The sequence below is a fragment of the Actinomyces sp. oral taxon 897 genome (assembly GCF_002999235.1).
In the GTDB taxonomy this organism is placed as follows: domain Bacteria; phylum Actinomycetota; class Actinomycetes; order Actinomycetales; family Actinomycetaceae; genus Actinomyces.
Genome location: NZ_CP027236.1, coordinates 1,072,833 through 1,087,435, shown reverse-complemented (window position 1 = coordinate 1,087,435; position 14,603 = coordinate 1,072,833). Strand labels below are relative to the sequence as shown.

Sequence of the window (14,603 nt, the reverse complement as noted above, 5' to 3'; positions counted from 1 at the left end):
AACCCTGGAGAGGTCACCATGGCCTTCACCCCCTCATCCACCCCTGACGTGCCGCCACGCGAGCAGTGGAGCGGTCAGGTCGGCTTCCTCCTGGCCGCTATCGGCTCGGCCATCGGGCTGGGCAATATCTGGCGCTTCCCCGGCGTCGCCTACCAGAACGGCGGGGGCGCCTTCGTGGTGCCCTACGTGGTGGCCCTCCTGTGCGTGGGCACCCCCGTCCTGCTCCTGGACTACGCCCTGGGGCACCGGTTCCGGGGCGGTGCCGCGACCGTCTTCAGGCGCCTGTCGCGCAGGCTGGAGTGGCTGGGCTGGCTCCAGGTGGGTATCTGCTTCATTATCATGGCCTACTACGCCGTCATTGTGGCCTGGTCCCTGCGTTACACGCTGTTCTCGGTCAACAGGGCCTGGGGGAGCGACGCCGGCGCCTTCTTCACCCGCTACATCGGCGTCAGAGACCTGCCCGACTCCGGTGCGCCGGGCTTCTCCGCCCAGCCGGTGGCCGGGGTGGTTATCCCCCTGCTCGTTGTGTGGGCCCTCGGCATTGTGACCATTGCCCGGGGGGTGTCCGACGGGGTGGAGAAGGCCAACCGGGTCTTCCTGCCGCTGCTGGTGGTCATGTTCATCGCCCTGGTGGGGCGCGCCCTGCTCCTGCCCGGGGCCACCACCGGGCTCAACGCCCTGTTCACCCCCGACTGGTCGGCGCTGGGGGAGTCACGGGTGTGGATCGCCGCCTTCGGGCAGATCTTCTTCTCCCTGTCGGTGGGGTTCGGCATTATGCTCACCTACGCCTCCTACCTCAGGCGCCGCTCCAACCTGGTGGGCACGGGCATGGTGGCGGCCTTCGCCAACTCCTCCTTCGAGATCCTGGCGGGTATCGGCGTGTTCGCGACCCTGGGGTTCATGGCCCACGTCCAGGGCTCGAGCGTGGCCGACCTCAAGGGGATAAGCGGCGTCAACCTGTCCTTCGTGACCTTTCCCACGGTCATCTCCCAGATGCCCGGAGGGGCCCTGTTCGGGGTCCTCTTCTTCTCCTCCTTCTCCATGGCGGGGCTGACCTCCTTCATCTCCATTATCCAGATGGTGGCCTCCTCGGTGGCGGAGAAGTACTCCCTGAGCACGCCCCGGGCCACCCTCGTGGTGGGCCTGCCCGCCGCGGCCCTGTCCTTCGTCCTGTTCGGCACCTCCACGGGCCTGTACAACCTCGACGTCGTGGACGCCTACGTCAACAATATCGGGGTGGTGGGCTCGGCCATCCTCATGTGCGTCATCGTGGGCCTGGTGCTGCGCCGCCTGCCCGAGCTCCAGCGCCACCTCAACCTGGTCTCGGAGTCCCGCGTGGTGGGCCTGTGGTGGCGTCTGCTCATCGCCCTGGTGGTGCCCGGGCTGCTGGGCTTTATGTTCGTGCAGACCTTCTGGTCCTACGCCACCAAGGGCTACTCCTACGCCCACGGCTTCGAGGCCGTCTTCGGCTGGGGGGTGCTGGGCGCCGTGATCGTGTTCGCGGTGGGGCTCCCGGGAGCCACCCGGCTGGTGCGCCGCAGGCGCTCGGGCGAGGACACCCAGCCCGGGGACGACTTCAGGCCCCTGGACCTCCGGGCCCTGGCCGCTGCCGAGGACGAGGAGGTGAACTGACGTGACCGGAACCGCTATCGCCCTCATGCTGGTGGCTATCGTCATTATCTGGGGCGGCCTGGCCGTCTCCGTCACCGCCCTCGTCTCCCGGGGGCGTCGTGAGGCCCGGGACGCCCGGCGGGCCGCCGTGGCGGCCGCCCGCGAGCACCTGGGCAACGCCGGGACGCAGGGCTGAGCGGTCCTGCGCCCTGCCACACGCCTGCGAGACAATATGAGCATGACTGACACCGTCGCGCCCGCCCGGCCCCTGCCCCGACTGGTCGCCTTCGACCTGGACGACACCCTGGCCCCCTCCAAGTCCCCCATGCCCGCCCCCATGGCCGCCGCCCTGCGGGCCCTGCTGGACGTGGTGCCGGTCTGCGTCATCTCCGGGGGCCAGATCAGCCAGTTCCAGAACCAGGTCCTGGCCCACCTGGGCGCCTCCGAGCCCCAGCTCGCCCGGCTCCACCTCATGCCCACCTGCGGCACCCGCTACTACAGGCACGCGGGGGAGGGCTGGGAGCTGGTCTACGCCAACAACCTCACCCCCGCCCAGGTCGCCGAGGGGTTCGCCGTCATCGAGGCCCAGGCGCGCCGCCTGGGCCTGTGGGAGGAGCGCACCTGGGGCCCCATCCTGGAGGACCGGGGCTCCCAGATCACCTTCTCGGCCCTGGGCCAGGAGGCGCCCCTGGAGGTCAAGAAGGCCTGGGACCCCACCGGTGAGAGGAAGGGGCGCCTGCGCGACGCCGTCGCCCCCCACCTGCCCGACCTGGAGGTCCGCTCCGGGGGCTCCACCAGCGTGGACGTCACCCTCAAGGGCGTGGACAAGGCCTACGGCATGCGCAGGCTCGCCGAGGTCACCGGTATCGCCCTGGACGACATGCTCTTCGTGGGCGACCGCCTGGACCCCGAGGGCAATGACTACCCCGTCAAGGCCCTGGGCGTGCCCACCCACGCCGTGGAGGGCTGGCAGGACACCGCCGCCTACGTCACCGACCTCGCCGCCCGTATTGCCGCCAGCGCCCCCGACGGCGCCCTCGGGGCTGGTGCTCCCGGGACCAGCGCACCCGCCGGTGCCCCTGCTGGCGCTCCCGCCGGTGCTGGCTCCCCTGCTGAGGCCGGCTCCCCTGCCGGTGCTGGCGCTCCCGGCGCACCCGGCGCGGCCAGCTCCCCGGGGTCCGGGGCGGGCCCCGACGACCAGGCGTAGCCGTGCCCGGGCACCCCCTGCGCAGGGCCCTGGGCACCTGGTGGCGGGATCGCAGTGTCGGCTTCCGCAGGATTGTGCGCACCCTGGTCCTGCTGCTGGCCAGCACCCTGGTCTGCCTGGGGGCCGGGGCGGTCACGGCCACCGCCTCCTCCCCGGTCGGCCCCCACCAGGCCCGCTGGTCCACCACCCTGGACTCCACGCTCACCGTGGACCTGGGGCCGCTGGGCAGCGCCAGCCTGGACTCGCCCGCCGGGCCGCTGGGGGTGCGGGTGCTCCTGGGGGAGATCCCCTCCGACGCCGCCACCCCGGGCACCGACGACCTGGCCGCCCTCCTGACCGGGGACCTGGGCTCCTACTCCTCCCTCGCCGCCCACCCCGACCTCACCGTCCGCCAGGGGCTGCGGGCCCTGAGGGACGACGCCCTGCGCCGTGCCGGCCTGCTGGAGTCCCTGGTCCTGTGCGCCGTGGCCGCCGGGCGCCTGCTCACCCGCGGCCACCTGCGTGACGCCGTGGCCGCCCTGGCCGCCGCCGCCCGCACCCACCGGAGGGCCAGCGTCCTGGGGACGGCAACCGCGCTGGCCGCCGCCGTCGCCGTGGTGGTGCCCGCGGTGTGGCCCGCCACCTCGGTGCAGAGCCGGACCCTGGAGGTCCTGGCGGGCACCAGCGCCTCCCGGGCCCGCTTCTCCGGCAGGCTCGCCGACGTGGTCGCCGCCTACGGGCCCCAGCTGACCAGCTACCTGACCAGCACCCGGGCCTTCTACGCCCAGGCCGCCGACAGCCTGCGCTCGGCCTGGGCCCAGGCCGACGCCGCCGAGCCGGTGCGTGCCCCGGACGGGGACGTCGCCGGCCCGTCGCCCACCGGGTCCCCCGCCTCACCTGCTCCCCGCCTGGGGCCGGTCACCGCCGTGCTGACCACCGACCTGCACTGCAACCTCGACGTCATCGACCTGGTGGGGGTCCTGGACGAGGTCGCCGGCGCCACCGTCCACATGGACGACGGCGACCTGACCATGACCGGCTCCGACCCCGAGCAGGTCTGCGTGGACGCCCTGAGCCAGGCCGTGCCCGACGGCGTCTCCCGGGTGGCCACGATCGGCAACCACGACTCGGCCGCGACCGCCGCACGCCTGACCGCCCAGGGCTGGACCGTCACCGACGGCACCGTCCACCAGGTCGGGGGACTGCGCGTCCTGGGCGACACCGACCCGGACCGGACCACGGCCACCGGCACCACGGCGCGCGGGCAGGAGGACGTCCAGGCCCTGGGGGCCAGGCTCGCGGCCACCTCCTGCCGTGTCCCCACCGACGTGGTCCTCGTCCACCAGCCCGCCGCCTTCGGCCCCCTGGCCGCCACCGGGTGCGCGCCCCTGCTCATTGGCGGCCACCTCCACAGCGAGCAGGGCCTGAGCGCGACCGCGGGCGGGCGCGGCACCGTCCTGGAGCTCGTGGCCGGGGCCGGCAAGGGCGGGACCTCCATCGGCGCCGTGACCGAGGACTCCTACGCCCACGTCCTGTCCTTCTCCCGTGACGGCACCCTGCTGGCCTGGAGGACCGTGGTCCTCCACCCCGACGCTTCTGTGACGGTCACCACCTGGCAGGATGTCCCTACCCCCTCCTGAGGGCGGGCACGCGACCAGGACGGGCTTAGGTAGGGTAGGCCCGACGGAAAGGAGGCGCTATGGCGCGTGTACCCACCGAGGCCGAGATCGAGGCGATGAGCGAGGACGAGCTCGAGGCCTTCCTCTCCGGTGACCAGGATCCTGGTGGCAGGCCCCGGGGGGACGCCCTGCGCCCCGCCGTCGCGCCCGGGGGCTGGCAGGCCACCAGCGGTGCCCCGCGCACCTACGCCTGGCTGCTGGTGGTGGCCTCCGTCATCGGTGTCGCGGCCTGCTGGGAGCTCATGGTCTCTGAGCTCAGGCAGCTGCGTGAGCCCCTGGCCGAGCTCTCCTGTGACATCAACCCCCTGGTCTCCTGCGGCGCCTCCCTGAACGTGTGGCAGGGCAACCTCCTGGGCGTGCCGAACTCCTTCGTCGGGGCCATGGCCTTCGCGGTGCTGCTGGTGGTGGGGCTGCTGCTGGCCTCCGGCCACCGCCTGCCCCGCTGGGTGTGGTGGGGCCTGACGGCCGGGACCGTCGCAGGGGTGCTGTTCGTGGCCTGGTTCCTGGGGGTCTCGGTACTCACCCTCGGCAGGCTGTGCCCCTTCTGCATGCTCATCTGGGCGGTGACCCTGCCGGTGGCCGCGCACACCTGGGGCCAGGCGGCCCTGGGCGGCCACCTGGGGCTGGGAGAAGGGGCGGCGCGGCGCCTGTGGGCCCTGCGCTGGTGGCTCACCGCAGCCGCCTACCTGGCGGTCGTGCTCACCGTCGTGGTCGGCCTGTGGGACAGCTGGATGCTGGTGCTCTGATGCCTGCCTCACCCCGGTCCGCGTCCTCGGCCTCGGAGGACTCCACCGTCACCCAGGACTACCTCAAGGCGGTCTGGTCGGTCTGCGAGTGGGGGGAGGCCGGGGCCTCCATCACCGGCCTGTCCAGGCGCATGGGGGTGGCCGTCTCCACCGCCAGCGAGAACGTGGCCAGGCTCGTGGACGCGGGCCTGCTGGTGCACGAGCCCTACCGGGCGGTCACCCTCAGCTCGGAGGGGTGGCGTCGGGCCACGGCCATTATCCGACGCCACCGCCTCCTGGAGACCTACCTGGTGGCCAACCTGGGGTTCACCTGGGACGAGGTCCACGTCGAGGCCGAGGAGCTGGAGCACGCCGTGTCCGACCGCCTCATTGACCGTATTGACGCCGCCCTGGGCCACCCCGTCCGCGACCCCCACGGGGACCCGATCCCCGGCCCCGACGGCGAGGTCGTGGTACCGCGCCTGCGCAGTATCGACACCCTGCGCGTGGGCCAGACCGGGGTGGTGGGCCGTATCAAGGACGAGTCCGTCACCCTGCGCCACCTCACACGTGCCGGGATCGGCCTGGACACGCGCGTGACCGTGGTGGAACGGGTCCGGCCCGGCGCCCCGGACGCCTCGGAGGGTGAGGGGCCCCGGCGCCTGGCCACCGTGGTCCGTGCCGTCCGGCCCCCCGGGGCGCCCGCGGCCCAGGGGGCCGACGCCGTCCTGCCCGCCGGGACCCTGTGGGTGGTGGACTGAGGCCCCCACGCCTCCCAGGCCCCGTGCTGGCCCCGGTGCCCTGTACGGGGCCCGGGTCCTGCCGTCCGGCGCCCTGCCAGCAGGGCGCGACCGGGCCGGGGCCGGGGCACAATAGGCCCATGAGTACCGTCTTCACCAAGATCATGAACGGCGAGCTCCCCGGGCACCTCGTGTGGGCCGACGAGGTCTGCGTCGTCCTGGCCACCATCGAGCCGCACACCGACGGCCACGTCCTGGTGGTCCCCCGCGCCGAGATCGGCTCCTACGTGGACGCGCCCGAGGACGTCGTGGCCCACCTGGCCGTCGTCGCCAAGCGTGTCGGTGCCGCCCAGACCCGGGTCTTCGGCGCCCCCCGGGCCGGGGTCATGGTGGTCGGCTACGGGGTGGACCACCTCCACGTCCACGTCCTGCCCATCTGGTCCGAGGCGGACGTCTGCCCGTCCTCCGCCCGCCACGACGTCCCCGACCAGGAGATCGGGGCCGCCATGGAGCGCCTGCGCGCCGGGCTGACCGAGGACGGCTGGGGGGAGTTCGTCACCAGGTAGCCCGCCCCCCGCGAGAACGGTACTTGTTTGTCGTGAGAACGGTACTTGTTCGCCGCGAGAACGGGGACTGCCTACGGTCCCGGTGGGGCCCGGGCCAGCCCGGTACGTGGCCTGTGGCGGGCACCCCGGTGAGCGACGTCGTCGGGCCGGGGATAGGCTGTGCGCCGGACACCCGTGCGTGACGCGGCCCGCCCGCGGACTGAAGAGAGGCTTGAGCGATGAGCGACGTGCCCACCGGCGCCAGCACCACCCCCTACCGCTACACGGCGGCCCTGGCGCAGGAGATCGAGACCACCTGGCAGGACCGCTGGGAGGCCCGGGGCACCTTCCACGCCGACAACCCGGTCGGCGCGCTCGCGGGGGAGGGGGCGCGCAGGGACAAGTTCTTCGTCCTGGACATGTTCCCCTACCCCAGCGGCAAGGGCCTGCACGTGGGCCACCCCCTGGGCTACATCGCCACCGACGTGGTGGCCCGCTTCACCCGCATGACCGGTCGGAACGTGCTGTACACCATGGGCTACGACGCCTTCGGCCTGCCCGCGGAGCAGTACGCGGTGACCACCGGCCAGCACCCGCGCACCTCCACCGAGGCCAATATCGCCACCATGCGCCGCCAGCTGCGGCGCCTGGGCCTGTCCCACGACCCGCGCCGCTCCCTGGCCACCATCGACCCGGGCTACGTGCGCTGGACCCAGTGGATCTTCCTGAAGATCTTCAACTCCTGGTTCGACCCCACCGCCCCGCGCCGCGACGGGCGGGGAACAGGGGCGGCCCGGCCCGTCAGCGAGCTGCGCGCCAAGCTGGAGCGCGGTGAGGTCGCGGTCCCCTCCGGCCGCGCCTGGGCGGATCTCAGCGCGCAGGAGAAGGACGCCGTCGTGGACGGCTTCCGCCTGGCCTACGTCTCCAACGCGCCGGTGAACTGGTGCCCCGGCCTGGGCACGGTCCTGGCCAACGAGGAGGTCACCGCCGAGGGACGCTCCGAGAGGGGCAACTACCCGGTCTTCAGGCGCAACCTGCGTCAGTGGATGATGCGTATCACCGCCTACGCCGACCGCCTGGCCGAGGACCTGGACACGGTGGACTGGCCCGAGAAGGTCAGGCTCATGCAGCGCAACTGGATCGGCCGCTCCGAGGGGGCCCAGGTCACCTTCGCCCTGCCCGGGGCCGCCGCGGCCGGCGCCTGCCAGGACTCCCTGGAGGTCTACACCACCCGCCCCGACACCCTCTTCGGGGCCACCTTCATGGTGGTCTCTCCCGAGCACCCGCTCCTGGGGGGCCTGGACTCCTCGGCCTCGGTGCGCTCCCAGGACCAGACCGACGCCGACGCCGCGGCGCTGACCGTCCCCGCCGCCTGGCCCGAGGGTACCCGCGAGGCCTGGACTGGCGGCCACGCCACCCCCGCCCAGGCCGTGGCCGCCTACCGCGCCCAGGCCGCCGCCACCTCCGAGACCGACCGCACCGACGAGGGGCGGGACAAGACCGGCGTCTTCACCGGCTTCTTCGGCGTCAACCCCGTCAACGGCGCCAGGGTGCCGGTCTTCGTGGCCGACTATGTGCTCATGGGCTACGGCACCGGCGCCATTATGGCCGTGCCCGCCCACGACGAGCGCGACTGGGCCTTCGCCACCGCCTACGACCTGGACATCGTCCAGACGATCGGCCCGGCCGACGACCCCCTGGGCGTCGACCTGTCCAGGGGCGCCTACACGGGCGACGGCGTCGTGGTGAACTCCGCGGCCGGCGACCTGGACGTCAACGGCATGGGCAAGGACGAGGCCAAGGCCGTCGTGACCGCCTGGCTGGAGGCCCGGGGGACCGGGCGCGGTGCGGTCACCTACCGCCTGCGCGACTGGCTCTTCAGCCGCCAGCGCTACTGGGGCGAGCCCTTCCCCGTGGTGTGGGACGAGGCCGGGGGCGTCCACGCGCTGCCGGAGTCCATGCTGCCGGTCGAGCTGCCCGAGGTCACCGACTACTCGCCGCGCTCCTACGACCCCGACGACGCGGCCTCCGACCCCGAGCCGCCCCTGGGCAAGGCGGTCGACTGGGTGGAGGTCGAGCTGGACCTGGGCGACGGGCCCAGGAGGTACCGCCGGGAGACCAACACCATGCCCAACTGGGCGGGGTCGTGCTGGTACGAGATGCGCTACATCGACCCTACCGACCCGGAGCACCTCGTCGACCCGGTCAACGAGGCCTACTGGATGGGGCCGCGGCCCGAGGCTGGCAACACCTCCGGGGGCACGGACCTGTACGTGGGCGGCGTCGAGCACGCCGTGCTGCACCTGCTCTACTCCCGGTTCTGGCACAAGGTCCTGTTCGACCTGGGCGTGGTCTCCTCCTCCGAGCCCTACCACCGCCTGTTCAACCAGGGCTACATCCAGGCCTACGCCTACACCGACTCCCGCGGCCAGTACGTGCCCGCCGACGAGGTCCAGGAGGGCCCGGCCGGGGACGACGGCGAGCCGGTCTTCACCTGGAGGGGGCAGGTGGTCCGGCGCGAGTACGGCAAGATGGGCAAGTCCCTGAAGAACATCGTCACCCCCGACGACATGTACTCCGCCTACGGCGCGGACACCTTCCGCGTCTACGAGATGAGCATGGGGCCGCTCGACGCCGACCGCCCCTGGGACACCCGCGCCGTGGCCGGGGCCCAGCGCTTCCTGCAGCGCCTGTGGCGCAACGTGGTCGATGAGGCCACCGGCGAGGTCACGGTGGTGGACGACCCGGCCGACCAGGCCACGGCCCGCCTGGTGGCCCGCACGGTCGTGGGGGTCCGTGAGGACTACGAGGGCATGCGCCTGAACACGGCCATCGCCAAGCTGATCGTGCTCAACAACCATCTCACGGGGCTGGCGGCGGTGCCGCGTGAGGCCGTCGAGGCCCTGGTCCTCATGACCGCCCCCGTGGCCCCCCACATCGCCGAGGAGATCTGGAGCCGCCTGGGGCACGAGGACTCCCTGGCCCACGAGCCCTTCCCGGAGGTGGCTGACCCCTCCCTGCTGGCTGCCGAGGAGGTCACCTGCGTGGTCCAGGTCAAGGGGAAGGTGCGTGACCGCCTCCAGGTGGACCCCGGGATCGGCGAGGCCGAGCTGGAGGCCCTCGCCCTGGCGGCCCCCGGCGTGGTGCGTGCCCTGGCGGGACGCGGCGTGCGCAAGGTGATCGTGCGGGCCCCCGGGCTGGTCTCGGTCGTGCCGCAGTGAGCGTTGCGGCACGGGTGCCCGGGCTCCGCGGCCGTGCTGGTAGACGCGCCAGGGAGGGCTCTGCGCGGCACGGGTGCCCGGGTGACGGGCGCACGGGCTAGGGTCGGCCCATGACCCTGGCCGTCGTCACCGACTCCTCCGCCTGCCTGCCGCGGGCCCTGGCCGACTCCCGTGGTATCGAGGTCGTCGCGCTCCACCTCGACAAGGAGACCGGGACGACGTCCCGCCCCAGCGTCACCGAGCTCGCCCGGGCCTACCGGCGGGCCGCCGGTAGGGCCGACGAGGTGCTCGCCGTGCACCTGTCGGCCTGCCTGTCGGGCACGGTGGACAATGCGCGCCTGGCCGCCGAGGAGGTCAACGAGGCGCTGGCGGGCGGGCCGGTGACCGTGGTGGACACCGGCACCTGCTCCGGCGGCGTCGGCCTGGCCGCCCTGGCGGCCGCGGGCGCCCCGGACGCCAGGCGCGGGGCGGCCCTGGCCCTGGAGTCGGCCTCCCGCTCCCGGGTCCTGTTCCTGGTCCCCGACATCTCGCACCTGCGTCGCGGGGGGCGGATCGACCGCACGACGGCCCTGCGGGGGGCGACCCTGGGGATCCACCCGATCCTGGAGGTCCGTGGCGGGCGCATCGTGGTCGCGGAGACCGTGCGCGGCGCGGCCCGGGCCCGGCGCCACCTCATGGCCCGTGCGGTGCGGGCGGCGGGGGGCTCCGCCCTGAACGGTCCCCGCCCGCCCGCGGTCCCCGTGCGGCTGGCCGTCCACGACGCCGGGGCCGCGGCCGCCGCCCAGGAGCTGGAGGACGAGCTGGCTGAGGCCATGGCCGCCTCCGGGGCGGTCCTGACCTCCGTCCTGCGCTCCCACGCCGACCCCGCCCTGGCGGCGCACGTGGGCCCCGGGGCCCTGGGTGTGGTCGTGGCCCCCGCCCTGGGGGCCGTCGACGACCCGCTACAGGCCTGAAACCGCGGGACCGCGCGGCGTCATCCGGCGCCCGGGCCTGTGGACAACCGCCTGTGGGGCCGGGTTGTCCACAGGTGGCTGACAAGGGCGTGCACCGGCCCGGTACCGCCTCCTACCGTCGGTACCATGAGCGGTTTCCACCTCCGGCCCCGGCGGTCCCTGGACGACCTGGTGCGCCTGGCCTGCTCCACCGACCCCCAGGAGGCCGAGGAGCACCCCAGGCGCCTGGCGCTGGCGCCCCGGGCGGCGCTCGGGCTCGGCGTCGTCCTGCTGGCCCTGGCCCTGGTCCTGGCGCTGCGCACGGTCACGGGCGCCGCCTCCGGAGGCCAGGGCGCGGCACCACCCGCCACGAGTGCCTCCGCGGCTGCCACGCCGGACGGTGCCCGGCCGGGGGCCGTCCCCAGTATCGCCGACCCTGCCCCGTCCTCCGCCTCCCCGGCCCCCGAGGGACAGGATGTCGTGGTCCACGTCACCGGTGCGGTGGTCTCGCCCGGGGTGGTGCACCTGCCCGCCGGGTCGCGGGTCACCGACGCCCTGACGGCCGCCGGGGGGCCCAGCGCCGACGCGGACACCAGCCAGATCAACCTGGCCCGCCCCCTGGCTGACGGGGAGCAGGTGCGGGTGCCCCGTGCCGGTGAGGACGCCTCCGCCTGGGACGCCCGGGCCCCCACCGCGGCCACGGGCACCCCGGGGGCCAGCCCGGGGCAGGGGCAGGTCAATATCAATACCGCTGACGCGGGGGAGCTGGAGAGGCTGCCCGGTATCGGGCCCGCCCTGGCCCAGCGGATCGTGGACTACCGCCGTGAGCACGGCCGGTTCGGGGCCGTCGAGGACCTCACCGACGTCCCCGGTATCGGGCCCGCCAAGCTCAGGGCCCTCAAGGAGGTGGCGACCGTATGAGCCGGGTGGGCCCGCCTTCCGGGGGGCCGGGAGCCGCAGGCGGTGGTCGGCTCCCCGGGGGCCGGCGGGCGGCGAGGGTGCCCCCGGCGCCCGCCCCGGGCCGTGGGCGCCGCCGCGGGAAGGATCCCGCGCTGGCCGACAGGGCCCCCGAGCCCCTGGACCTGCGTCTGGCCCCCACCGCCCTGACCGCCTGGGGCGTGGCGGCCTGGGCGGTGGCCAGGCCCGCGGGGTCCTGGAGGTCCCTGAGCGTCCTGGCGGCCCTGGCCGGGCTCCTGGCCCTGGTCCTGCTGCGGCCCGTCCTGCGCTTCCGCGCGGCCCGGCACCGGGACGACCCCCGGCCCGGCTCCCAGAGCCCCGACGTGCCCGCCCACCTGGTCGCGGGCTCCCTGGCGGCCAGCCTCCTGCTGCCCCTCCTGGCAGGGGGCGCCGTCCTGGGCACCACCGCGGCCCACCAGTGGTCCCGCTGTCACGACCCCCTGAGCACGGCTCTGGCCCGCGGGACGCCGGTGACACTGGTGGGCACGGTCTCCCGGCAGCCCCGCGTGGCCGGGGCGCGGGGGGAGACGGTCCTGACCACCCTGGAGGTGGGGAGCGTGGACGGACGTGTCTCGACCATGAGCGTGACGCTCCTGGGCCGGGACGCCCTCCTGGACGTCCCCATGGGCTCCCGCCTGCGGCTCCACGCCACGCTCAGGGCCCTGCCGGCGGGGCAGCGTGAGGGGGCGCTGGTCCGGGCCACCACCTTCAGGGTGCTGGCCCCTCCCAGTGGGGTCCTGGGACTGGTGACCGGCCTGCGCGCGGGGCTCGCCCGGGCCGCGGGCCAGGAGCCGGGCGGGTCGGGGGACGTCAGGGACCGTGGCCAGGCGGCGCAGGGCGGTGACGAACCCTGGCCGAGCGGGACCCGGGCCCTGGTGCCCGGGCTCGCCCTGGGTGACGACCACGCCCTGCCCACCGACCTGCGTGAGGCCATGCGGGACGTGTCCATGACCCACCTGACGGCGGTCTCCGGGGAGCACGTCGCCATGGTGCTGGGGCTGGTCCTGACGGCCCTGGGGGTGCTGCCGCGCCGGTGGCGCGCAGGGGCGGGGGCGCTGGTCCTGACGGCCCTGGTGGTCCTGGTCCGGCCGGGCGGCTCGGTGCTGCGCGCGGCGGTCATGGGCGCCGTCCTCCTGGTCGGGGTGGCCGCGGGAAGGCGGTCCAGCGCCCTGCCGGCCCTGGGTGTGAGCGTCGTCCTCCTGGTCCTCGTCGACCCCTTCCAGTCCCGGGACTACGGGTTCGCCCTGTCTGTGGCGGCCACCGGGGGGATCCTGCTGGGGGCGCGCAGGGCGCAGGCCGCCCTGGGCCGGTACCTGCCCCGCTGGCTGGCCGCCCTGGTGGCGCTGCCCCTGGTGGCCCAGGCCGCCTGCGCCCCGGTCCTGGTCATGCTGCGTCCGGCCGTGGGGGTGTGGGCCGTGCCCGCCAACGTCGTCGCCGCCCCGCCGGTGCCCGTGGCCACCGTGTCCGGCCTCCTGGCCACCCTGGTGGCCCCCTGGTGGCCGTGGGGCGCGCGGGTGCTCGCCTGGCCCGCGCTGGCCGCCTGCGCCTGGCTGGCGCTGGTCTCCCGCTGCCTGGCGTCCCTGCCCGGCGCCGTCCTCCCCTGGCCCCAGGGGGTGGCCAGCGCGCTGGGGCTGGCCGTGCTGGAGGTCGTCATCCTGGTGGCCTGCTCCCGCAGGGCCCGTGGGGGCTGCCGCCGGGGCGCGGTCCTGCTCACCTGGGCCGGGCTGGTCCTCTTAGAGCACGTCCGTGCTGCCCGGCGTGCCCCGGGCCGCCACGAGGTGGCCCGCCCGCACCGCGCCCCCAGGGGCGGTCGCCCCCAGGGCCCTGACCGGGAGCGGACGCCAGGGGGCGGGTCCCGGAGGGCGGGCGCCAGGGGGCGGGCCTCAGGGAGAGGGCGCGCGGCAGTGAGCCCGGCACCCGTGAGCGAGACGGCGTGCCGTGGCAGGCTAGCCCCATGCCTGCCTCCCGATCCTCCCGCCCCGCACGGGGGTCACGTCGAGCCCCCGCCGGTCCGAGCTGGCAGGAGGTCGCGCTCGCGCCCCTGGTCCTGCTGCGCGTGGGCGAGGAGGTGCTGGGGGACCGGGCCGTGGAGCGTCTCCTGGTCCAGGCACGCGACAAGGACCCGAGCACGGAGGTCGTCCGGGTCGAGGCCGCCACCTACGAGTCCCACCAGCTGGACACGCTGGTCTCCCCCTCCCTCTTCGGGGAGCCCAGGGTCGTCCTGGTACCCAACCTGGAGCAGATGAACGACGCCCTCCTGACCGACCTCCTGGCCTACACCCGCCAGGTCGAACCCGATGTCGTGGTCATCCTGCGCCACAACGGGGGCCAGCGCGGCAAGCGGCTCCTGGAGGCCGTGGCGGCATCCCCCTACCCGGTGGTGACCATTGAGGCCGTCAGGTACCCCAAGGACAAGGCGGCACTGGCCGCGGCGGAGGTCCGTCAGGCGGGCAGGCGCGCGGAGCCCCAGGCCATCGGGGCCCTGGTGGACGCCCTGGGCAGCGACCTGCGTGAGCTCCTGGCCGCCGTCGGGCAGCTCCTGGCCGACACCCAGGGCACCCTCACCCTCCAGGCCGTCAACACCTACTACGCGGGACGTTTCGAGGCCACCGGCTTCACCGTCGCCGACGCCGCCGTCGCCGGTGACGTCGCCAGGGCCGTCACCGCCCTGCGGCACGCGGTGGACACCGGCACCGACCCGGTCCTCATTGTCTCGGCGCTGGCCACCAAGACGCGCCAGCTGGCGCGCGTGGCCGCCATGGGGGGGCGTCGGCTGGGTCCCCGGGACGTGGGCATGAGCTCCTGGCAGGTGGACAACGCCCGCCGGGCCCTGTCAGGCTGGTCCGACGACGCCCTGGCGGCGGCCATCCAGGCGGTGGCGCGCGCGGACGCGGACGTCAAGGGCGCCAGCCGCGACCCGGTCCACGCCGTCGAGCGGTGCGTCCTGACCATCTGCGACGCCCGCCGGGGCCGCCTGCCCGGCCTCTGAGTCCTTACCGGAGCACTA

10 protein-coding genes and 2 pseudogenes are annotated in these 14,603 nt (G+C 74.5%); all 12 read left to right on the top strand.

All coding sequences use genetic code 11. The annotated features are described in order from the left end of the window. Window positions 1-18: 18 nt before the first annotated feature. Window positions 19-1,632 (top strand): sodium-dependent transporter, encoded by a 1,614-nt coding sequence (locus tag C3V41_RS04380; protein ID WP_106109259.1) that lies wholly within the window; start codon window positions 19-21, stop codon window positions 1,630-1,632. Between the two features lies 1 nt (window position 1,633). Next, window positions 1,634-1,807, top strand: a complete 174-nt coding sequence (locus C3V41_RS04375; protein ID WP_106109258.1) for a methionine/alanine import family NSS transporter small subunit — start codon at window positions 1,634-1,636, stop codon at window positions 1,805-1,807. Window positions 1,808-1,849: 42 nt separating this feature from the next. Beyond that, window positions 1,850-2,644 (top strand): annotated as a pseudogene (locus C3V41_RS04370) (HAD-IIB family hydrolase); the annotation flags it as partial. A 176-nt stretch (window positions 2,645-2,820) separates the two neighbouring features. Next, entirely contained in the window at window positions 2,821-4,437 is a 1,617-nt protein-coding gene (locus C3V41_RS04365) for a metallophosphoesterase family protein (RefSeq protein WP_254423678.1), read from the top strand. Between the two features lie 59 nt (window positions 4,438-4,496). Next, entirely contained in the window at window positions 4,497-5,222 is a 726-nt protein-coding gene (locus C3V41_RS04360; protein WP_106109257.1) for a vitamin K epoxide reductase family protein, read from the top strand. Next, window positions 5,222-5,962 (top strand): metal-dependent transcriptional regulator, encoded by a 741-nt coding sequence (locus C3V41_RS04355; protein ID WP_106109256.1) that lies wholly within the window; start codon window positions 5,222-5,224, stop codon window positions 5,960-5,962. Before C3V41_RS04360 ends, C3V41_RS04355 begins: the two co-directional genes overlap by 1 nt. Window positions 5,963-6,081: 119 nt before the next feature. Then, window positions 6,082-6,507, top strand: a complete 426-nt coding sequence (locus C3V41_RS04350) for an HIT family protein (RefSeq protein ID WP_106109255.1) — start codon at window positions 6,082-6,084, stop codon at window positions 6,505-6,507. A gap of 218 nt (window positions 6,508-6,725) precedes the next feature. Beyond that, window positions 6,726-9,707, top strand: coding sequence for a leucine--tRNA ligase (locus C3V41_RS04345; RefSeq protein WP_106109254.1), 2,982 nt, complete (start codon window positions 6,726-6,728; stop codon window positions 9,705-9,707). Window positions 9,708-9,817: 110 nt separating this feature from the next. Next, window positions 9,818-10,660 (top strand): DegV family protein, encoded by an 843-nt coding sequence (locus C3V41_RS04340; RefSeq protein ID WP_106109253.1) that lies wholly within the window; start codon window positions 9,818-9,820, stop codon window positions 10,658-10,660. Window positions 10,661-10,786: 126 nt separating this feature from the next. Further along, complete coding sequence (locus C3V41_RS04335) at window positions 10,787-11,560, top strand: ComEA family DNA-binding protein (protein WP_254423677.1); 774 nt, start codon at window positions 10,787-10,789, stop codon at window positions 11,558-11,560. Further along, window positions 11,557-13,203, top strand: a pseudogene (locus C3V41_RS14360) (ComEC/Rec2 family competence protein); the annotation flags it as partial. The gene C3V41_RS04335 and the pseudogene C3V41_RS14360, both read left to right, overlap by 4 nt. Window positions 13,204-13,550: 347 nt before the next feature. Beyond that, on the top strand, window positions 13,551-14,585 hold the full coding sequence (gene holA, locus C3V41_RS04325; protein ID WP_106109251.1) for a DNA polymerase III subunit delta: 1,035 nt from the start codon (window positions 13,551-13,553) through the stop codon (window positions 14,583-14,585). Window positions 14,586-14,603: the final 18 nt, after the last annotated feature.

Excerpts from the sequence above, each read along its gene's own strand:
- C3V41_RS04380 (WP_106109259.1), top strand. The coding sequence starts at position 19 with ATGGCCTTCACCCCCTCATCCACCCCTGACGTGCCGCCACGCGAGCAG.
- C3V41_RS04360 (WP_106109257.1), top strand. The coding sequence starts at position 4,497 with ATGGCGCGTGTACCCACCGAGGCCGAGATCGAGGCGATGAGCGAGGAC.
- C3V41_RS04355 (WP_106109256.1), top strand. The coding sequence starts at position 5,222 with ATGCCTGCCTCACCCCGGTCCGCGTCCTCGGCCTCGGAGGACTCCACC.
- C3V41_RS04350 (WP_106109255.1), top strand. The coding sequence starts at position 6,082 with ATGAGTACCGTCTTCACCAAGATCATGAACGGCGAGCTCCCCGGGCAC.
- C3V41_RS04345 (WP_106109254.1), top strand. The coding sequence starts at position 6,726 with ATGAGCGACGTGCCCACCGGCGCCAGCACCACCCCCTACCGCTACACG.
- C3V41_RS04340 (WP_106109253.1), top strand. The coding sequence starts at position 9,818 with ATGACCCTGGCCGTCGTCACCGACTCCTCCGCCTGCCTGCCGCGGGCC.
- C3V41_RS04335 (WP_254423677.1), top strand. The coding sequence starts at position 10,787 with ATGAGCGGTTTCCACCTCCGGCCCCGGCGGTCCCTGGACGACCTGGTG.
- holA (WP_106109251.1), top strand. The coding sequence starts at position 13,551 with ATGCCTGCCTCCCGATCCTCCCGCCCCGCACGGGGGTCACGTCGAGCC.